Raw genomic sequence first — 18,498 nt, 5'->3', positions numbered from 1 at the left:
CCTCAACGACCGCCCAGGCTGCCGCCGCCGTCGACACCGATCACCTGGCCGGTGACGAACGAAGCGCCCTCGCTGAGCAGGAACTCGATCAGCGCGGCCACTTCGTCCGGCCGCCCGAGCCGCTGCATGGGGATGGTCGAGAGAATCCGCCGTTCCTCCTCGCCGCCGACCGGGCGGGTCTGGCGGAACAGCTCGGTCTCGATCGGCCCGGGCGCCACCGCGTTGACCGTGATGCCCAGCGGCGCCAGCTCCAGCGCCCAGGTGCGAGTCACCCCGACCAGCGCGCTCTTCGCCGCGGCGTAGGCGGTGCGTTCGCGGGCGCCGTGGATCGCCCGGCTGCACAGGTTGACGATGCGGCCCGCCGGCGAACGCTTGAGCCCCGGCAGGCAGGCCTGGGCAAGCTGCACGGCGACCCGCACGTTGAGGTCGAAGACCTGTTGCAGAGCGGCCAGGTCGAGGTTCTCCAGGCTTTGCGGCAAGGCGATCCCGGCGTTGTTGACCAAGGCATCCACGGCGCTTTCCGAGAGCAATCCGCGCAGCGTCTCGGCGGTTTGCGCAGGATCGGCCAGGTCGCAGCACAGCAGACGTCCAGGAAAGTCGTCGCTCGCATGGCGGGCGATGCCCACTACACTCCAGCCGGAGGCCGCCAAGCGCCTGGCCAGGGCCAGGCCGATGCCACGGGTGGCGCCGGTGACCAGCGCGGTACGATGATTCGTCATGACGATTCCCCTGTGTGAAATGGTCCCCCCGACGCCGCACCTTACGCCTCGCCGGCGGCCGGCGACAGCCCGCGGACTTTCTCCGACGCCGCGCTTCGGCGGCAACCCCAGACACTGGCCAGGACCTGCGAGGCCGTTGCCGCGCCCCGCCAGGGAAGCCGCGAGCGCCGGCCAGGATGTACACTGCATCCCCTGTATCGACCCGGCCGCCTCGCGGCCCCCGTCGCAGCAAGCAGAGAACAAGAGGAACGATGATGAGCGTCGCTAACGGTCTCCCCGTCTCCATTCGCCAGGCGGTGACAGCATGATCGAGGTCACCGAGGTTTCCATCGCCGAGCTGCGTGACGCGCTCGAGTCCGGTCGTACCACGGCGGTCGAACTGGTCCAGGCCTACCTGGCGCGGATCGACGCCTACGATGCACCCGGCACGCCCACCGCGCTGAACGCGGTGGTGGTGCGCAATCCCGATGCGCTGGCCGAAGCGCAGGCCTCCGACGCCCGCCGGGCGCGTGGCGAGCCCCTCGGTCCGCTGGACGGCATTCCCTACACCGCCAAGGACAGCTACCTGGTCAAGGGCCTCACCGCGGCTTCCGGCAGCCCGGCGTTCAAGGACCTGGTGGCCCAGCGCGATGCCTTCACCGTCGAGCGCCTGCGCGCCGCCGGGGCGATCTGCCTGGGCAAGACCAACATGCCGCCCATGGCCAACGGCGGCATGCAGCGCGGCGTCTACGGCCGCGCGGAGAGCCCGTACAATGCCGCCTACCTCACCGCGCCCTTCGCCTCGGGGTCCTCCAATGGCGCCGGCACCGCCACCGCGGCCAGCTTCGCCGCCTTCGGCCTGGCCGAGGAAACCTGGTCGAGCGGGCGCGGCCCGGCGTCGAACAACGGCCTGTGCGCCTACACCCCTTCGCGCGGGGTGATCTCGGTGCGCGGCAACTGGCCGCTGACGCCGACCATGGACGTGGTGGTGCCCTATGCGCGGAGCATGGCCGACCTGCTGGAAATCCTCGACGTAGTGGTCGCCGACGATCCCGATACTCGCGGCGACCTCTGGCGCATGCAGCCCTGGGTGCCGATCCCCAAGGCCTCCGAGGTACGCCCGGCGAGCTACCCGGCCCTGGCCGCAGGCGCCGAGGCCCTGGCCGGCAAGCGCTTCGGCGTGCCGCGCATGTTCATCAACGCCGACCCCGATGCGGGCACCAGCGAGTCCCCCGGGATCGGCGGCCCGACCGGCCAGCGCATCCATACCCGGCCCTCGGTCATCGCCCTCTGGGAACAGGCGCGCAAGGCCCTGGAAGCCGCCGGCGCCGAAGTGATCGAGGTGGACTTCCCGCTGGTGTCGAACTGCGAAGGCGACCGACCCGGCGCGCCCACCGTGTTCAACCGCGGCCTGGTGTCGAAGGAATTCCTCCACGACGAGCTGTGGGAACTCTCGGCCTGGGGCTTCGACGACTTCCTGCGCGCCAATGGCGATCCGAAGCTGAACCGCCTGGCGGATGTCGACGGCCCGCAGATCTTCCCCCACGACCCCGGCACCCTGCCCAACCGCGAGGGCGACCTGGCCGCCGGCATGGACGAATACGTGCGGATGGCCGAGCGCGGCATCAAGCCCTGGGACCGGATCGCGACCCTCCCCGATGGCCTGCGCGGCCTCGAGGAAACCCGGCGGATCGACCTCGAGGAGTGGATGCGACGCCTGCGCCTGGACGCCGTGCTCTTCCCCACCGTCGCCGACGTCGGCCCGGCGGACGCCGACGTCAACCCGGCCTCGGCCGACATCGCCTGGAGCAACGGTGTCTGGGTCGCCAACGGCAACCTCGCCATCCGCCACCTCGGCGTGCCGACGGTCACCGTACCGATGGGGGTGATGGCCGACATCGGCATGCCGGTGGGCCTGACCTTCGCCGGCCGCGCCTACGACGACTCGGCGCTGCTGCGCTTCGCCGCGGCCTTCGAGTCGACCGGCTCGCGGCGTATCGTGCCGCCGCGTACTCCACCGCTGGCAAGCAAGTGAAAGGCGCGGGCGGAAGGCTTCGCGTCTTGCGCCCACGCTCTTCCGTTCAAGGGAGTTATCGATGCAGCGACTCTTCGTCTACGGCGGCCTCGGCCCCGGCCGTCCCAACGAACACCTGATGCAGAAGATCGGCGGGCAATGGCAGGCGGCCAGCCTCCGCGGTCGCCTGCTGGAAAAGGGCTGGGGTGCCGGGATGGGCTTTCCGGGCCTGGCGATCGACGCCGACGGCGAGGAAATCCACGGCCATGTGTTCGTCTCCGACCGCCTCGCCGAGCACTGGCCCGCGCTGGATGAATTCGAAGGCACCGAATACCGGCGCGTGGCGACCCGGGTAACGCTGGCCGACGGCGCCCAGGTCGATGCCTACGTCTACGCCCTGCGCGACTGAGCGCTTGCCGGCGGCCTAGGGATTCGCACGCAAACCGCGCAGGGTCTTCGCGAGGACCCCGACCGCCGCCTCCAGCTCGTCCGTGGTGTAGGCGGCGAAGCCCATCAGGAAACCCGCTCGCGGTGGCGCGGCGAGATGCAGGGCGCTGAGCCCGACCAGCTCGACACCGGCGCGGTATGCCGCCGCGATGGCGCGCGTTTCGTCGATTCCCGCGCAAAGCAGCCCGGGCATCTGTAGCCCGCCGGCCGGCACGCGCGGCTCGACCAGGCCGCCCAGACGCTTGCCCACCCGCTCCGCGAGGAATCCCAGGCGCTCGCCGTAGAGATTGCGCATGCCGCGCACATAGGCGCCGAAATGGCCGCCGGCGATGAAGCGCGCCAGGGTCAGTTGCGCCAGCGAGGCGTTGTGCCCGTCCTGCAGGGAGCGGGCGACGGTCATCGGCGCCACCAGCGCCGGCGGCAGAACCATGTAGCCGATGCGCAGGCCGGGAAACAGCGACTTGGTGAACGTGCCGATGTAGAGCGTCCGCTCGTGGGCGTCCAGGCCTTGCACGCAGGCGGTGGGCCGGCCGGCGTAGTGGAACTCGCTGTCGTAGTCGTCCTCGATGATCCATGCCTGCTGCCGCTGCGCCCATTCGATCAGCGCCAGGCGGCGCTCCAGCGACAGGGTCACGCCGGTCGGGTAATGGTGCGACGGGGTCAGGCACAGCGCCCGCGCCGCCTGCGGCTGGGCGAGGATCGGCTCGGGCCGCAGGCCCTGTTCGTCGACCGGGACCGGCAGGCACTCCAGGCCTGCGGCCTCGAAGGCCTTGCGCGCGCCGTAGTAGGCCGGGTCCTCGACGAATATCCGCTCGCCGGCGTCGAGCAGCACGCTGGCGCAAAGACCCAGCGCCTGTTGCGAACTGGTCAGCACCAGTACCCGGTCGGCCGTGGCCCGTGCGCCACGCTCCAGGTTGACGTAGTCGGCGATCGCCTGGCGCAGCGGTTCGGCACCCTGCGGGTCGCCATGGGTCAGGGCGCACGCGCCGTATTCCTTGAGGACCTGGCGCTGCAGGCGCTCCCAGGTCGCCAGGGGAAAGGTGCGGGTCTCCGGCACGCCGGGAGCGAAGGGGCGCGGGACGAGCTGCTCGCGAACCCCGCCGCCAGCCTGCATCGCCTCGCCACGCCGGCTCAGTCGCGGCGCGCCGCCGCCCCGTCGTGGAGCGCCCGCGCCGCGCCGGCCGGGGGACAGCCGGGTAGCCGCGGCGACCACGCTGCCGCTGCCGACCCGACGCTCGATGAAGCCCTCGGCATGCAGGTGCGAATAGGCCGCTTCGACGGTGTCGCGGGATACCCCCAACGACTGCGCCAGCGCCCGCGAGGCCGGCAACGGATTGCCCGGCGCCAGCGCACCGTCGAGGATCAGTTGGCGGATCGCGCGCTGGATTCGCGCATGCAGCGGCAGGGCCTGGAGCTGTGGATGGAGGAGGCGCGCCTTGACCGACTCGAGCAGTGACTGCCTGAACAAATGGTCTGCCCTCGATTATCTAATTGGTGGGGTATGGCAAGCCATTAGGCGGCTATAAAAACAGCCGGGTCAAGACCCTCGGTCCCGGCCTCCGCCGGATCGCCCCATCAAGCCAAAGAAGGAAGCACTGGATGCAATCCCTGCACACACTGGTATCGGTACGCCCCGTGGCACACGAGGACTTCGAGCAGTGGCTCGAATACTGGAAGGCCTACCAGGCGTTCTATGAAGTCGAACTCTCGGCACAGGCCACCGAGGCCACCTGGCGGCGCTTCTTCGACGAGGGCGAACCGATGCACTGCGCCGTGGCCACCGACGGTAGCCGCCTGCATGGCATCGTCAACTTCCTCTACCACCGCTCGACCTGGGCGGCACAGGACGTCTGCTACCTGGAAGACCTCTATGTCTCGCCCGACGTGCGCGGCCAGCAGATCGGCAAGCAGTTGATCGAGTACGTCCGCCGGCAGGCCGAGGAACGTCGCTGCGCGCGGCTCTACTGGCATACCCAGGAAAGCAACCACAGGGCGCAGCGCCTGTACGACTGGGTGGCGGACAAGCCGGGGGTGATCGAATACCGCATCGAGCTCTGAACCGGCCGCGCGACCGGAGCCTCGGCGCGGCGGACCCTCGACGCGGTTCTCAGTCCCAGGCCGGCGCCAGGCCCTGCGGACTGACCTCGCGGCCGTTACGCTCGAGGCCGGCGATGCGCGCCATGTCCTCGGCGTCCAGGCGCAGGTCGCGCGCCAGCAGGTTGCTGGCGAGGTTCTCGCGGCGGGTCGAGGACGGAATCACCGCGTAGCCCAGTTGCATCGCCCAGGCCAGCGCCACCTGGGCGACCGTGGCCCGGTGCCTGGCGGCTATCCCGGCCAGCGTCGGGTCCTTCAGCACCTTGCCGTAGGCCAGGGTCATGTACGAGGTGACCGCGATGCCCTGCTCCTCGAGGTAGGCGGTCAGCGCGCGGTTCTGCAAGTAAGGGCTGAGTTCGATCTGGTTGGTGGATATCTCGCCCGCACCGACCGCGGCGATGGCCTGGCGGGTCAGTTCGATGTTGAAGTTGGAGACGCCGATCCGCCGGGCCAGGCCCAGGGACTTGGCTTCCGCCAGCGCCGCCATGTACTCCGCCAGCTCGACGCCGTTGCCGGGTGCCGGCCAATGGATCAGGACCAGGTCCAACCGGTCGGTGCGCAGTTTCTCCAGACTCTCGCGCAGGCTGGCGAGCAGCTTTTCGCGGGCGTAGTTGTCGACCCAGACCTTGGTAGTGAGGAACAGCTCGGAACGCGGTACGCCGCTCTCGGCGATCGCGCGGCCGATATCCGCCTCGTTGCCGTAGATCTGCGCGGTATCGATGGCGCGATAGCCCAGTTCGAGGGCGCTGCGCACCGAGTCGACGACGACCTGGCCGGTAAGGCGGAAGGTGCCGAGACCGAAGGACGGGAGGGGGTGGATGGTGGACGACATGGCTGCGCTCCGTGGGCGGGATGGCTCGAATGAAGCGCAGTGTGGCGGCTTACATCTCTTCGATTAAGACCCGAATCGAGCAAATTCATTTGCGCTGGAGTCACGAATCCAGACGGCCTTCACGGGAGGTATGCAGCGAGAATCCCCGTCAGCCGCTGGCAGGACGCAGTTCATCGGATTCCTGCGAATACCACTGATAACGATAATCTCTATCATTTACTCCATTTTTACATTTACATACACTTGCCCCGCCGCGAATTCCTACGCCGGTTTCCCACATAAACAAGAAACGCAGCCGGTCGCGCCAACGGCCTGCCTGCGCCGCCATCCAGGACACTGCAGATGAAACACGTCGTTTCCAGTGCGTTATTGCTCGGTCTCTCCTCGCTTTCCCTGGCCGCCCAGGCCGCTCCCATCGCCCTTGACCTTCCCGCCCAGCCCCTGGCCGCATCCCTCGAGCAATTGCAGGGCGCCAGCGGCCTGCGCATCCGTTTCGACCGCGCGGCCGTGGCCGACCGGCGCGCACCGGCCCTACGCGGCACGCTGGAGCCAAGCGAGGCACTGCAGCGTCTGCTCGCAGGTTCCGGACTGAGCGGGGAGGTACGGGGCGGCGACGCCTGGGTCGAGGCCGCGGCGACAGGTGCCGGCATCGCCCCCGGCGACAGCGTCGACCTCGGCGCGCTCAGCGTGGTCGCCACCCAGGACCCGGCCACCGCCGCCATCACCGAAGACAGCGGCTCCTACACCACGCGGGCGATGCGCACCTCGACCAAGCTGGCGATGTCGATCCGCGAGACCCCTCAGTCGGTCAGCGTGGTCACCCGCCAGCGCATGGACGACCAGGGCATGCGCGACCTCAACGACGCGGTGAAGGGCGTCACCGGCCTCACCGTGCAACAGTACGGGCCGGCCCGGGTGAAGTACGCGGCGCGCGGCTTCGACGTCGACAACATCATGTACGACGGCCTGCCGACGAGCATTTCCACCTATACCCAGGACGTCATTTCCGCCGCCGACCTGGCCATGTTCGACCGCGTCGAAGTGGTGCGCGGCGCCACCGGACTGATGCAGGGCGCAGGCAACCCGGCGGCGGCGATCAACATGGTGCGCAAGCGTCCGACCCAGGACTTCCGCGCCTCCCTGCAAGGCAGCGTCGGCACCTGGGACCGCTATCGCAGCGAGGCCGACGTTTCCGGCCCGCTGAACAGCGAAGGAACCCTGCGCGGCCGCGCGGTGGTCGCCTACCAGAAAGGCAACAGCTTCCAGGACCACGTCAGCAGCGAACGCGGCGTGTTCTACGGGATCGCCGAAGCCGACCTGAGCCCGGACACCACCTTCGCCATCGGCGCCTCGAACCAGAACGACAACCGCAACGACAACTGGGTAGGCCTGCCCAGCCCGCTGGGCGGCCGCCACCTGGACCTCAAGCGCTCGTCCTATTACGGCGCCGACTGGTCCTACTGGGATACCGACACCACCCACCTGTTCAGCGACCTGACCCACCGCTTCGCCAACGGTTGGCAGATGAAGCTGGCCGCCGACAAGCTGTGGGCGCGAATCAACATGCTCGGGCTGTACAACGACTGCTACTACTCGTCCACCGGCTGCGCCAGCATGACCCAGAACCCCGGCGACTACAGCTACACCGACGACCACGACAGCTATGACGCCTATGCCAACGGTCCCTTCCAGTTGCTCGGCCGCGAGCACGAGCTGGTGGTCGGCGCCAGCTATCGCCAGGAACGCTTCGACGGCCACGGCGGCTGGGGCAGCCTGTTCAACAAGGACGGCACCCCCACCGGGCCGATGGACCCGACCCAGTGGGACCCGAGCTCGACTCTCAAGCCGAGGCTGAACACCAGCCTGTGGGGCATGAAGCTCGACCAGGAACAGAAAGGCGCCTACCTCACCACCCGGTTGAACCTCGCCGACCCGCTGAAAGTGATCCTCGGCGGGCGCCTGGACTGGTACAAGGCCGACGCCGATACCGACAGCTACAAGGTCACCCGCAACGTCACCCGCTATGCCGGGGTGATCTACGACCTGAACCAGACCTACTCGGTCTACGCCAGCTATACCGACATCTTCAAGCCGCAGAGCAACTTCGACGCCGGCGGCGGCCTGCTCGACCCGATCACCGGCAAGAACTACGAGATCGGCCTGAAGGGCGAACACTTCGGCGGCGCGCTCAATTCGCAGATCGCTCTGTTCCAGATCGACCAGGAAAACCGCGCCACCGAGGACGTCGGCGGCCCCTCGCCATGCCCCTTCAGCCCCACCTCGCGCTATTGCTCGCGCGCTTCGGGCAAGGTCCGCAGCCAGGGCGTCGACCTGGAGCTGAGCGGTGCGCTGAGCGACGACTGGCAGATGATGGCCGGCTATACCTACGTCGACGCCAAGTACAAGCACGACAGCAACAAGGCCAACGAGGGCAAGCCATTCGACGCGGCCAAGCCACGCCACCTGTTCAAGCTCGCCACCAGCTATACGCTACCCGGCGAACTGCACAAATGGCGCGTCGGCGGCGACCTGGCCACCCAGAGCAAGACCGAGGACAGCAGCACCGGTTTCCAGCAGGGCGGCTACACCGTGGTCAACGCCATGCTCGGCTACAAGGTCAACGAACGGATCGACACGCGGCTGAACTTCAACAACCTGTTCGACAAGTACTATTACAGCGGCATCGACTTCGGCAACCTCAACTACGGCGAGCCGCGCAACCTGATGTTCACGGTGAAGTACTCGCTCTGATCCCGGACCGCCGGCGTGCCTCCGCAGGCGCGGCGGCGGTGTCCGAACGGCCCTTCGAGGCGCCTCAGCAGGGCCGATAGCGGCGCTCGAACTCGCTCGCCAACTGCTCCAGCGTGACGCTCCCCAGGCGCTCCAGGAGCAACGCCTGCGCCGCCTCGAACGCCTCGCCGAGCGCTTCGTTGACCGCCTGCTCGACCAGGCATTCCGGATGATCGGTAGACAGGCCGATGGCGAAGATCGAGGACGCTCCCAGCGCCTGGTGGATATCCAGCAAGGTGATGTCCGCCAACGGCTTGGCCAGCCGCCAACCGCCGCGATGGCCCTTCTCCGAACTCACGTAGCCTTCGTTCTTCAGCAGCGCCATGGTCCGTCGCACCACCACCGGGTTGGTGCCGAGCATCTGCCCGATGGCTTCGGACGTCGCCGGCCCTTCGTGGCGGGCCATATGGATCAGCACATGGAGCATGCGCGAGAGGCGGGTGTCGTTTCTCATGAACGGCGGGCTCGTGACGGAAAGACCATGAGTATGTCTCGCTACAGAAAAAGTTACGAGAGCGTTGACAAGCGCATCTCATGAAACTTACGTTGTTTCGTGACTATCCGAATGGGAGATACGCCATGACTTTCGACGTGATCATCGTGGGTGGCAGCTACGCCGGCATCTCCGCGGGCATGCAACTGGCGCGGGCGCGGCGCAGGGTGCTGGTGATGGATACGGGACTGCGACGCAACCGCTTCGCCCGGGCCTCCCACGGCTTTCTCGGCCAGGACGGCCGCGATCCGGCGGCCATCGCCGATGACGCCCGCGCGCAGTTGCTGGCCTATCCCAGCGTCGAGTGGCTGTCCGAAGCCGCCGTCGCGGCGAAGAAGGAGGCGGACGGTTTCGTGGTGAAGGCCGCCAACGGAGAACGTTTCACCGCGCGCCGGCTGATCCTCGCCAGCGGGGTCGCCGACGAGCTGCCGGAGATCCCCGGTCTTGCCGAGCGCTGGGGACGGCACGTGTTCCATTGCCCGTATTGCCACGGCTACGAACTGGACGGCGGGCCGATTGGCGTACTGGCGGCCTCACCGCTGGCCATCCACCACGCCCTGATGTTGCCCGACTGGGGAGCGACCACCTTTTTCCTCAACGGCGTCTTCGAACCGGATGCCGAGCAAATGTCCAGGCTGGACCGGCGCGGCGTGACGATCGAGCGCGAAGCCGTGGTCGCGCTGGGCGGCGCGCGCGCCGACGTGACCCTGGCCAGTGGCCGCACGATTACGCTCGCGGGGTTGTTCACCCAGCCGCGTACGCGCATGGCCAGCCCGCTGGCGGCGTTGCTCGGCTGCGAGTTCGAGGACGGCCCGAGCGGGCCGTTCATCAGGACCGACGGCATGCGCGAAACCAGCGTTCCCGGCGTCTTCGCCTGCGGCGACGCGGCGCTGGCGGCCGGCAACGTCGCCATCGCGGTGGGCGACGGCGCGCGCACCGGTGGCGCGGCGCATCATTCGCTGCTGTTCCGCTGACGCCGGAGGCTGACAGGCCAAGGATCCGGCCCACCGCCCGGCAAATCTTTCGAACTCCCCGGCGCTCCAGCTTTCCACTCTCCTGCATGTCACGCCACGGCGCCCGCCACGGGCGCCCCAGCAGAGGAGAAAACCATGAGCGCGAAGCTGCAAGGCAAGAACGTCCTGGTCATCACCGCCAACACCGGCATCGAGCGCGACGAGCTGCTCGAACCGCTGAAGACCCTGAAGCAACAGGGCGCCACGGTCACCCACGCGACCATCGAGGGCGGCGAAGCGCAGACCTGGGTACACGACAGCGAGAAGGACCTGATCGTCAATTCCGACGCCAGGCTGCAAGGCCTGCGCGCCGAGGACTACGACTTGCTGCTGGTCCCCGGCGGCACGGTGAATGCCGACACCCTACGCCAGGACAGCGAGGCCCGGCGCCTGGTCAGGGAATTCAGCGACGCAGGCAAGACGGTCGCCGCCATCTGCCACGGCCCCTGGCTGCTGATCGACGCCGGTGTCGCCCGCGGCAAGACCCTGACCTCCTATTCCAGCGTGCGTATCGACCTGACCAACGCCGGCGCGGACTGGGTCGACACGCGGGTGAAAGTCTGCCCGGCGAACGGCTGGACCCTGATCACCTCGCGCAACCCGGGTGACTTGCAGGCGTTCAACGAAGCCATCGGCGAAGCCCTGCAGGCGGCCGCCTGATCGTCATTCGCGGAGGCGACCGGTGGACACCCTGAAGATCGCCACCTTCAACGTCAACGGCATCCAGACCCGGCTGGCCGCGCTGCTGGCCTGGCTGGAGCGGGAAGCGCCGGACATCGTCTGCCTGCAGGAACTGAAGACGCCCGACGCGCGCTTCCCCGCCGCGGCGCTGGAGAAGGCCGGATACGGCGCGATCTGGCAGGGCCAGTCGGCGTGGAACGGCGTCGCCATCCTCGCCCGCGACAGCCAGCCGCTGGAGGTACGCCGCGGCCTGCCGGGCAACGCCAGCGATCCCCACAGCCGCTACCTCGAAGCGGCCGTCGACGGCCTGCTGGTGGCCAGCCTGTACCTGCCCAATGGCAATCCCCAGCCGGGACCGAAGTTCGACTACAAGCTGGCCTGGTTCGAGCACCTCATCCGACACGCCGCCGAGCTGATGGAGAGCGGCCATCCGGTGGTGCTGGCCGGCGACTTCAACGTGGTGCCCAGCGACTTCGATATCTACGACACCCGCTCCTGGAAAAAGGACGCCCTGCTCCAGCCGGAGTCCCGCGAGTGCTTCGAGCGCCTCCTGCGGCAGGGCTGGGTGGACGCGCTACGCCAGCGTTTCCCCGACCGGCGCCTCTATACCTTCTGGGACTACTTCCGCCAGCACTGGCAACGCGACGCCGGGCTGCGCATCGACCACCTGCTGCTCAGCGCCAGCCTGGCGGACCACCTGGAAGACGCCGGGGTGGATCGCTGGGTGCGCGGCGAGGAGCACGCCAGCGACCACGCGCCGGCCTGGGTAAGCCTGCGGCGTCCCTCAGAGCCCCGGCGCTAGCCGAGCTGGCCCCGGCACTGCGCATCGGCTCTCACCGCCCCTCCGGCAACCTCGCGACCACCTTGATCTCGAAGCTGAAGCCATACAGCCAGTTCACCCCCACCGCCGTCAGCGTGGGGTACGGCGCCTCGCCCCAGTACTCCGGGACGATCTTCCAGATGCGCTCGAAGTTGGCCTCGGCGTCGACCATGAACACGGTGACGTCGAGCACATCGTCGAACCCGCAACCGGCCGCGGCGAGCACCGCATTCAGATTGTCGAAGGCGCGGCGGACCTGGGTCTCCAGCTCGGGTTCGGGAGAGCCGTCGTCGCGGCTGCCGACCTGGCCGGAGACGAACAGCAGGCCGTCGCTGCGGACCGCCGGGGAATAGCGGTTGCGCTCGTAGAGGGCCTGGCGCCCCGCGGGCGTCTCCGGATCGACGTACCGAGCCCGCTGGCGCGGCTGCTGCTGATCCCGGCGTTGCCCGAGTTCCATGCGCGCTATCCGGAGATCCAGATCGACCTGGGCGTGAGCGATCGGCTCGTCGACCTGATCGACGAGAACGTCGATTGCGTCATCCGCGGCGGCGAACTGCGCGACCAGTCGCTGATGGCGCGGCGGGTCGGCGACCTGCAACTGGGGGTCTACGCGGCACCGGCCTACTTGCAGCGCGCCGGCGTGCCGAGCCACCCGCGCGAACTGGAGGACAGCCACCAGCGTATCGTCGGCTTCCTCTGGGCGCGCACCGGCAAGGCCCTGCCCTACGCCATGCGCAGGGGCGAGGAATGCCTGCGGGTGGCGGGCCGTCATGTGCTGGCGGTGGACGACGGCAACGCCTACCTGGCGGCCGGGCTGGCCGGCCTGGGCATCCTCTGGCTGCCGCACTACATGGCGCGCGAGCCCCTCGCCCGCGGCGAGCTGCTGCCGCTGTTCGAGGACTGGAGCCTGGAGCCGATGCCGCTGTACCTGGCGTTCCCGCCGAACCGCCACGTCAGCGGCAAGCTGCGGGTGTTCATCGAGTGGGTCGCCGAACTGATCGCGCGGCATGCGCCGCCGTTGCATCCGCCGCTCTGAAACAAGGGCGGCGGCGTATCCTGGAAAACCCTGGAGTAATGGTAAGCGGCCAGGGCTCTATATATGCCCCGCGATTATAGAGATGACTTATACGACCATAAGCCGGATATCCTGGAATTCAACCAAGCCAACATCGGAACGGTTTCCGAGCGGTGAATGGAAGATTCACCCAGCCTTATATTCGGCAGTGGTCAAACCGGATAACTTGAAAATCAGGATTTCGTTAACCCGATCACATCGACAGCCGCACCAGTAAAGCACTCACGCACTACATCCTGCACCTCTCTGAAGCAAACCGAAGGCTCTGCAGAACCACTCCAGACCAAACTTTAGTTGGTAGAGAGAGCAATCCAACATCAATGGCAAGTGAAGGAAATAGCTATCTATTCTGCTATCCATAAACGCTTCTTCATATTTAATAGCTAGCAGAAACGAATATAAAAAATATTTGAACGACTCCTTCACACCTGCATATCTTTCGCCACGCGAACGATTGAGGAAGTTGCCCTCCCAAAAAACTGAAGGAGTCGATTCATGCATAAGAGAACGTACCTGAATGCATGCCTGGTTCTGGCGTTGGCTGCCGGCGCGAGCCAGGCCTTGGCGGCGCCCGGTGCGAGCGAGATGGCTGGCGACGTCGCCGTGCTCCAGGCCTCCCCGGCGAGCACCGGTCACGCCCGCTTCGCCAACCCCAACGCGGCGATCTCGGCGGCCGGCATCCACTTCGCCGCGCCCCCCGCCCGCCGCGTGGCCCGCGCCGCGCCGCTGGCGCCGAAACCGGGTACGCCGCTGCAAGTGGGGGTGGGCCTGAAAACGGCGACTCCGGAAATCGACCTGGCAACCCTCGAATGGATCGACACTCCGGACGGGCGCCACACCGCGCGCTTCCCGATCAGCGCTGCGGGGGCCGCCAGCCTGCGCGCCGCGATTCGCCTGGAAACCCGCAGCGGCTCGCTGCCCGACGACGTGCTGCTGCACTTCGCCGGCGCCGGCAAGGAAATCTTCGAGGCCAGCGGCAAGGACCTCTCGGTCAACCGTCCCTACTGGAGCCCGGTCATCGAGGGCGATACCCTGACCGTCGAACTGGTGCTGCCGGCCAACCTGCAACCGGGCGACCTGCGCCTGTCGGTACCCCAGGTATCGTATTTCGCCGACTCCCTGTACAAGGCCGGCTACCGCGACGGCTTCGGCGCCAGCGGCAGCTGCGAGGTGGATGCGGTCTGCGCGACCCAGAGCGGCACGCGGGCCTACGACAACGCCACCGCAGCGGTGGCGAAGATGGTCTTCACCAGCTCGGCGGACGGCGGCAGCTACATCTGCACCGGCACCCTGCTGAACAACGGCAACTCGCCCAAGCGCCAGTTGTTCTGGTCGGCCGCGCACTGCATCGAGGACCAGGCCACCGCCGCGACGCTGCAGACCATCTGGTTCTACAACACCACCCAGTGCTACGGCGACGCCTCGACCATCAACCAGAGCGTCACCGTGCTGACCGGCGGGGCGAATATCCTGCACCGCGACGCGAAGCGCGACACCCTGCTGCTGGAACTCAAGCGCACTCCGCCGGCCGGCGTGTTCTACCAGGGCTGGAGCGCCACGCCGATCGCCAACGGCTCGCTCGGCCATGACATCCACCATCCGCGCGGCGACGCCAAGAAGTACTCGCAGGGCAACGTCTCGGCAGTGGGCGTCACCTACGACGGGCATACCGCCCTGACCCGCGTCGACTGGCCGTCGGCGGTGGTCGAAGGCGGCTCGTCCGGCTCGGGCCTGCTGACCGTCGCCGGCGACGGCTCCTACCAGCTGCGCGGTGGCCTGTACGGCGGCCCCTCGTACTGCGGCGCGCCCACCTCACAGCGCAATGACTACTTCTCCGATTTCAGCGGCGTCTATTCGCAGATCTCCCGCTACTTCGCGCCCTGAGGCCAGCCAGGCTATCGATCGCGCACCGGCGGATAACCGCGCAGCGGTTATTCGCCCTACGCCCGGATTGGCGCCTGGAAGTGCGGCTTCTTTCGTCGTCCGGGACAGGTAGGGCGCATAACGCCAACGGCGTTATCCGCCGTTTATCCCGCGCAGCGGTTATCCGCCCTACGCCCGGATTGGCGCCTGGAAGTGCGGCTTCTTTCGTCGTCCGGGACAGGTAGGGCGCATAACGCCAACGGCGTTATCCGCCGTTTATCCCGCGCAATGGTTATTCGCCCCACGCCCGGATTGGCACCTGGAAGTGCGGCTTCTTTCGTCGTCCGGGACAGGTAGGGCGCATAACGCCAACGGCGTTATCCGCCGTCTATCCCGCGCAGCGGTTATTCGCCCTACGCCTGGATCGGCGCGTGGAAGAGGGGCGTTATGCGCCGCCGTACGTTCAGTCCTGGCGGCTGGTGACTTCCAGCAGGTGGTAGCCGAACTGGGTCTTCACCGGCCCCTGGACCACGTTCAGCGGCGCGCTGAAGACCACCTGGTCGAACTCGCGGACCATCTGGCCAGGACCGAACGAACCCAGGTTGCCGCCGTCGCGGCCGGAGGGGCAGGTGGAATGCTCGCGGGCGACTTCGGCGAAATCCGCACCACCTTCGATGGCGGTCTTCAGTTCGTTGCACTTGGCTTCGCTGGAAACCAGGATGTGGCGGGCAGTGGCTCGGGCCATGGGGAAATACTCCTAGGGTGAAACGGCAGAGCCTAGCAGACATCGACGCCAGCACCGACAGCCCACGACCAGAGGAGGCACTCGACAAGCATGGCGCGGGCTGCTTGACTCGCCGCCTTTGCGAATCCGGGAACGCCTTCCGATGAGCCAGACTTTCCACGGCAGTTGCCTGTGCGGCGCGCTGCGCTACCGCCTGTCGTCGCCCCCGCGGGCGCTCTCCCACTGTCATTGCAGCCAGTGCCGCAAGGCCCATGGGGCGGCATTCGCCAGTTATGGCAGCGTCCCCGTCGCGGACCTGCACATCGACCGCGGCGCCGACCTGCTCGCCGCGTTCAGCTCCTCCCCCGCCGTGCTCCGGCGCTTCTGCTCGCGCTGCGGCTCGCCGCTGTTCTGGTCAAGGAGCGAAGGCAAGTTCGCCGACTGGGTATCGATCGCCCTCGGCAGCCTGGACACGCCCTTCCCGGCGGCGAAACAGAAGCATGTCCAGGTCGCATCGATGGCCTGCTGGTACCGGATCGCCGACGACTGGCCGCGGTTCGACTGAAGTCCGCCCGCGATCCGCCGGCCGGTGCCTGTTTTTTCGCCGGCAAGGCCCGGGCCTGGGGTACCATGCCGCGCCCTTCGCCGCCGGTCCTTGCCGCCCATGTCCGCCACCGCGCTGTACACCGACCTGTCCCACTATTACGACCTGATGTGCGCCGACATCGACTACCAGGCGCAGAGCCACTGCGTGCGTCGCCTGCACCAGTTGTTCGGCAACCAGGGCCGGCGGCACCTGGACCTGGCCTGCGGTACCGGCCCTCACGTGCGGCACTTCCTCGATTTCGGCTATCGCAGCGCCGGTCTGGACATCAACCAGCCGATGCTCGACCTCGCCCGACAGCGCTGCCCCGAAGCGCACTTCAGCCGGCAGGACATGGCCGGCTTCCAGGTGGACGAGCCGCTGGACCTGATCACCTGTTTCCTCTATTCGATCCACTACAACGCAGGGCTGGAGCGCTTGCGCGCATGCCTGGCCAGCGTGCATGGCGCACTGGCGGATGGCGGCGTGTTCTGTTTCAACACGGTGGACAAGGGGCAGATCGACAATCGCGCGTTCGTCCGCCATTCCGTGGAGCATCGAGGCAGCCGCTTCACCTTCGGTTCCGGCTGGTACTACAGCGGCGAGGGCGAGCGCCAGGCGCTGCGCCTCGGTATCGAGAAAACCACGGACGGAACGACCCAGACCTGGGAGGACGAACACCCCATGGTCGCCCTCGGCTTCGCCGAGCTGCAGCACCTGTTGCAGACGCATTTCGAGGTGCAGGTCTTCGAACACGACTACGAACGGATCACGCCCTGGGCCGGCAGCTCCGGGAATGCCCTGTTCGTCTGCGTGAAGCGCTAGCCTCCGGATATCCTGGCGCAAACGTGACGATCAGGCTGGCACGGGCGGGGCAGCGTTTCACAGGGGGCTGCGGAGGATTCTTCGTCGCTTTCGGCACGCTGCGTCCGACCCGCTAGAGGCCTGCCTGGCCGACGATCCGTGCGCGCCTTCTCGGCTAGACCAAGGTCGCAAAGACCCCGCCGGCCATCTGTGACACCTTCGCGCGCTTTTTTACCCCCGCTGTCGAGAGTCACCGCATGTCCTCCCCGTTTTCCCCCCGTTCGCCCCGCACCCTTCGCGGCCTGGGCGCCCTCGCCCTGTGCGGCGGATTCGTCGCCCCGGCCCCTGCCGCCTTCCTCGAGGACGGCAGCGCGCGCCTGGAAGCGCGCACCGTCTACTTCAACCGCGACTTCCGCGACGGCAGCTCGGCCAACCCGCAGGGCGCCTCCAAGCGCGAGGAAGCCGCGCAGGGCTTCATCCTCGACCTGCGCTCGGGCTATACCGAGGGCGCGCTGGGCTTCGGCGTGGATACCCTGGCGATGCTCGGGATCAAGCTCGACTCCAGCCCCGCGGACAGCAACAGCGGCCTGCTGCCTTCCAGCGGCCACGATCCGCGTCGCTCGGTCGACCAGTACGCCAAGGCCGGCGTTGCCGGCAAGATGCGCTTCTCGCAGACACAGTTCAGGTACGGGGCGATGCTGCCGGACATGCCGTTGCTGAAATACAACGACGGACGCCTGCTGCCGACCCTGTTCCACGGCGCCCAGCTGACCAGCGAGGAGATCGCCGGGCTCAGGTTCTCCGCCACCCGCCTGGAGCGCTACACCGCGCGGGACTCCAGCGACGCCCAGGACATCCGCCTGCACTGCAAGAACAAACGCTACGCCTGCGACACCACCGGCAACCGCTTCGACGCCTACCAACTCGACTACCAGGTCAACGACGGCCTGCTGCTGCAATACGCCCAGGGCGGCCTGCGCAACGTCTATCGCCAGCGCTACCTCGGTGCCGTGGGCAAGCGGCAGGTCGGCGCCGGCAAGCTGAGCGCCGACCTGCGCTGGTTCGACAGCGAGGACGCCGGCGCGGCCCGCGCCGGCAAGATCGACAACCGCGCCCTCAGCCTGCTGCTCGCCTACGCCCAGGGCGGCCACACGCTCAGCGCCGGCTGGCAGCGGATGAACGGCGCCAGCTCGATGCCCTACCTCGACGGCAGCAATCCGTACCTGGCCAACTACCTGCAGGTGAACGACTTCGCCAACCCCGAGGAACGCTCCTGGCAACTGCGCTACGACTTCGACCTGCGCAGCGTCGGCGTGCCCGGCCTGAGCTTCATGACCCGCTACGTCAACGGCGACCATATCCGCCTGGCCAACGGCGACGAGGGCAAGGAATGGGAGCGCGACATCGAGCTGAAGTACATCGTGCAGAGCGGCCGCTTCAAGGACCTCAGCCTGCGCCTGCGCAACGCCACCTACCGCACCGACTTCGAGCGCTCGGCGCGCGACGTGGACGAGGTGCGCCTGATCGCCAGCTACAACCTGTCGCTGTTCTGAGCCGTCGCGCCGGA

The 18,498-nt window shown here is 67.7% G+C and carries 17 protein-coding genes and 1 pseudogene; 12 read left to right on the top strand and 6 right to left on the bottom strand.

Annotation, left to right across the window (positions count from 1 at the left end; all coding sequences use genetic code 11):
- Positions 1-2 precede the first annotated feature (2 nt).
- Positions 3-719: an SDR family oxidoreductase gene (locus FHW81_RS00255; RefSeq protein ID WP_003101310.1), complete on the bottom strand. Its 717-nt coding sequence runs from the start codon at positions 717-719 to the stop codon at positions 3-5.
- Positions 720-1,023: 304 nt separating this feature from the next.
- Here FHW81_RS00255 and FHW81_RS00250 point away from each other — a divergent pair, with 304 nt between their 5' ends.
- Together FHW81_RS00250 and FHW81_RS00245 are read left to right on the top strand one after the other, a co-directional pair.
- Positions 1,024-2,733, top strand: a complete 1,710-nt coding sequence (locus FHW81_RS00250) for an amidase (protein WP_003101313.1) — start codon at positions 1,024-1,026, stop codon at positions 2,731-2,733.
- Between the two features lie 61 nt (positions 2,734-2,794).
- The gene (locus FHW81_RS00245; RefSeq protein WP_033939969.1) at positions 2,795-3,121 is read left to right on the top strand and encodes a gamma-glutamylcyclotransferase family protein; all 327 of its coding nucleotides are present in this window, start codon (positions 2,795-2,797) and stop codon (positions 3,119-3,121) included.
- Between the two features lie 15 nt (positions 3,122-3,136).
- Here the strand turns inward: FHW81_RS00245 and FHW81_RS00240 are convergent, their stop codons facing one another.
- Positions 3,137-4,627 (bottom strand): PLP-dependent aminotransferase family protein, encoded by a 1,491-nt coding sequence (locus FHW81_RS00240; protein ID WP_033939971.1) that lies wholly within the window; start codon positions 4,625-4,627, stop codon positions 3,137-3,139.
- Between the two features lie 131 nt (positions 4,628-4,758).
- Between FHW81_RS00240 and FHW81_RS00235 the strand changes: the two genes are divergently transcribed.
- A complete protein-coding gene (locus FHW81_RS00235) occupies positions 4,759-5,217 on the top strand; it encodes a GNAT family N-acetyltransferase (RefSeq protein WP_003159290.1) in 459 nt (152 codons plus the stop codon).
- 49 nt (positions 5,218-5,266) lie between these two features.
- Here FHW81_RS00235 and dkgB read toward each other — a convergent pair whose 3' ends face one another.
- A complete protein-coding gene (dkgB, locus tag FHW81_RS00230) occupies positions 5,267-6,085 on the bottom strand; it encodes a 2,5-didehydrogluconate reductase DkgB (protein ID WP_121412938.1) in 819 nt (272 codons plus the stop codon).
- Between the two features lie 342 nt (positions 6,086-6,427).
- Between dkgB and FHW81_RS00225 the strand changes: the two genes are divergently transcribed.
- Positions 6,428-8,836, top strand: coding sequence for a TonB-dependent siderophore receptor (locus FHW81_RS00225; RefSeq protein WP_023132419.1), 2,409 nt, complete (start codon positions 6,428-6,430; stop codon positions 8,834-8,836).
- Positions 8,837-8,900: 64 nt separating this feature from the next.
- Here the strand turns inward: FHW81_RS00225 and FHW81_RS00220 are convergent, their stop codons facing one another.
- Positions 8,901-9,329 carry an Rrf2 family transcriptional regulator gene (locus FHW81_RS00220; RefSeq protein ID WP_003115857.1) on the bottom strand — a complete coding sequence of 143 codons (429 nt, stop codon included), beginning with the start codon at positions 9,327-9,329 and terminating at the stop codon, positions 8,901-8,903.
- Between the two features lie 80 nt (positions 9,330-9,409).
- On the opposite strand from FHW81_RS00220, the gene FHW81_RS00215 reads away from it, so the two are divergent.
- From FHW81_RS00215 to xth, 3 genes are all read left to right on the top strand, one after another.
- A complete protein-coding gene (locus tag FHW81_RS00215; protein WP_003118999.1) occupies positions 9,410-10,342 on the top strand; it encodes an NAD(P)/FAD-dependent oxidoreductase in 933 nt (310 codons plus the stop codon).
- A gap of 135 nt (positions 10,343-10,477) precedes the next feature.
- Positions 10,478-11,041 carry a type 1 glutamine amidotransferase gene (locus FHW81_RS00210; protein ID WP_003118177.1) on the top strand — a complete coding sequence of 188 codons (564 nt, stop codon included), beginning with the start codon at positions 10,478-10,480 and terminating at the stop codon, positions 11,039-11,041.
- A gap of 22 nt (positions 11,042-11,063) precedes the next feature.
- Entirely contained in the window at positions 11,064-11,864 is an 801-nt protein-coding gene (gene xth, locus FHW81_RS00205; protein ID WP_003101332.1) for an exodeoxyribonuclease III, read from the top strand.
- 31 nt (positions 11,865-11,895) lie between these two features.
- On the opposite strand, the gene FHW81_RS00200 is transcribed toward xth, so the two are convergent.
- Positions 11,896-12,339 (bottom strand): RidA family protein, encoded by a 444-nt coding sequence (locus tag FHW81_RS00200; protein WP_052156644.1) that lies wholly within the window; start codon positions 12,337-12,339, stop codon positions 11,896-11,898.
- Here FHW81_RS00200 and FHW81_RS00195 point away from each other — a divergent pair.
- A pseudogene (locus tag FHW81_RS00195) lies at positions 12,256-12,918 on the top strand (LysR substrate-binding domain-containing protein); the annotation flags it as partial. The gene FHW81_RS00200 and the pseudogene FHW81_RS00195 overlap by 84 nt on opposite strands.
- A 534-nt stretch (positions 12,919-13,452) precedes the next feature.
- Complete coding sequence (piv, locus tag FHW81_RS00190) at positions 13,453-14,841, top strand: protease IV (RefSeq protein WP_004351743.1); 1,389 nt, start codon at positions 13,453-13,455, stop codon at positions 14,839-14,841.
- 442 nt (positions 14,842-15,283) lie between these two features.
- On the opposite strand, the gene FHW81_RS00185 is transcribed toward piv, so the two are convergent.
- Positions 15,284-15,565: a peptidylprolyl isomerase gene (locus FHW81_RS00185; protein ID WP_003093561.1), complete on the bottom strand. Its 282-nt coding sequence runs from the start codon at positions 15,563-15,565 to the stop codon at positions 15,284-15,286.
- A 142-nt stretch (positions 15,566-15,707) separates the two neighbouring features.
- On the opposite strand from FHW81_RS00185, the gene FHW81_RS00180 reads away from it, so the two are divergent.
- The 3 genes from FHW81_RS00180 to FHW81_RS00170 all read left to right on the top strand — a co-directional run bounded on the left by FHW81_RS00180 (position 15,708) and on the right by FHW81_RS00170 (position 18,484).
- Positions 15,708-16,109, top strand: a complete 402-nt coding sequence (locus tag FHW81_RS00180) for a GFA family protein (protein ID WP_121417901.1) — start codon at positions 15,708-15,710, stop codon at positions 16,107-16,109.
- Positions 16,110-16,208: 99 nt separating this feature from the next.
- Positions 16,209-16,952, top strand: coding sequence for a class I SAM-dependent methyltransferase EftM (gene eftM, locus FHW81_RS00175; RefSeq protein ID WP_003101353.1), 744 nt, complete (start codon positions 16,209-16,211; stop codon positions 16,950-16,952).
- A 236-nt stretch (positions 16,953-17,188) separates the two neighbouring features.
- The gene (locus tag FHW81_RS00170; RefSeq protein WP_003101355.1) at positions 17,189-18,484 is read left to right on the top strand and encodes an OprD family porin; all 1,296 of its coding nucleotides are present in this window, start codon (positions 17,189-17,191) and stop codon (positions 18,482-18,484) included.
- The last annotated feature ends 14 nt before the right edge of the window (positions 18,485-18,498 follow it).

Source organism: Pseudomonas sp. RC10-4-2 (genome assembly GCF_050433085.1).
GTDB classification, from domain to species: domain Bacteria; phylum Pseudomonadota; class Gammaproteobacteria; order Pseudomonadales; family Pseudomonadaceae; genus Pseudomonas; species Pseudomonas aeruginosa.
This window is presented reverse-complemented; position numbering and strand designations above follow the sequence as displayed.

What these genes read in the sequence shown, in the direction of transcription:
- dkgB (WP_121412938.1), bottom strand. Translation starts at nt 6,085, where the DNA reads ATGTCGTCCACCATCCACCCCCTCCCGTCCTTCGGTCTCGGCACCTTC.
- FHW81_RS00215 (WP_003118999.1), top strand. Translation starts at nt 9,410, where the DNA reads ATGAAACTTACGTTGTTTCGTGACTATCCGAATGGGAGATACGCCATG.
- eftM (WP_003101353.1), top strand. Translation starts at nt 16,209, where the DNA reads ATGTCCGCCACCGCGCTGTACACCGACCTGTCCCACTATTACGACCTG.
- FHW81_RS00250 (WP_003101313.1), top strand. Translation starts at nt 1,024, where the DNA reads ATGATCGAGGTCACCGAGGTTTCCATCGCCGAGCTGCGTGACGCGCTC.
- FHW81_RS00220 (WP_003115857.1), bottom strand. Translation starts at nt 9,329, where the DNA reads ATGAGAAACGACACCCGCCTCTCGCGCATGCTCCATGTGCTGATCCAT.
- FHW81_RS00245 (WP_033939969.1), top strand. Translation starts at nt 2,795, where the DNA reads ATGCAGCGACTCTTCGTCTACGGCGGCCTCGGCCCCGGCCGTCCCAAC.
- FHW81_RS00235 (WP_003159290.1), top strand. Translation starts at nt 4,759, where the DNA reads ATGCAATCCCTGCACACACTGGTATCGGTACGCCCCGTGGCACACGAG.
- piv (WP_004351743.1), top strand. Translation starts at nt 13,453, where the DNA reads ATGCATAAGAGAACGTACCTGAATGCATGCCTGGTTCTGGCGTTGGCT.
- FHW81_RS00210 (WP_003118177.1), top strand. Translation starts at nt 10,478, where the DNA reads ATGAGCGCGAAGCTGCAAGGCAAGAACGTCCTGGTCATCACCGCCAAC.
- FHW81_RS00225 (WP_023132419.1), top strand. Translation starts at nt 6,428, where the DNA reads ATGAAACACGTCGTTTCCAGTGCGTTATTGCTCGGTCTCTCCTCGCTT.
- FHW81_RS00180 (WP_121417901.1), top strand. Translation starts at nt 15,708, where the DNA reads ATGAGCCAGACTTTCCACGGCAGTTGCCTGTGCGGCGCGCTGCGCTAC.
- FHW81_RS00170 (WP_003101355.1), top strand. Translation starts at nt 17,189, where the DNA reads ATGTCCTCCCCGTTTTCCCCCCGTTCGCCCCGCACCCTTCGCGGCCTG.
- FHW81_RS00255 (WP_003101310.1), bottom strand. Translation starts at nt 719, where the DNA reads ATGACGAATCATCGTACCGCGCTGGTCACCGGCGCCACCCGTGGCATC.
- FHW81_RS00185 (WP_003093561.1), bottom strand. Translation starts at nt 15,565, where the DNA reads ATGGCCCGAGCCACTGCCCGCCACATCCTGGTTTCCAGCGAAGCCAAG.
- FHW81_RS00200 (WP_052156644.1), bottom strand. Translation starts at nt 12,339, where the DNA reads ATGGAACTCGGGCAACGCCGGGATCAGCAGCAGCCGCGCCAGCGGGCT.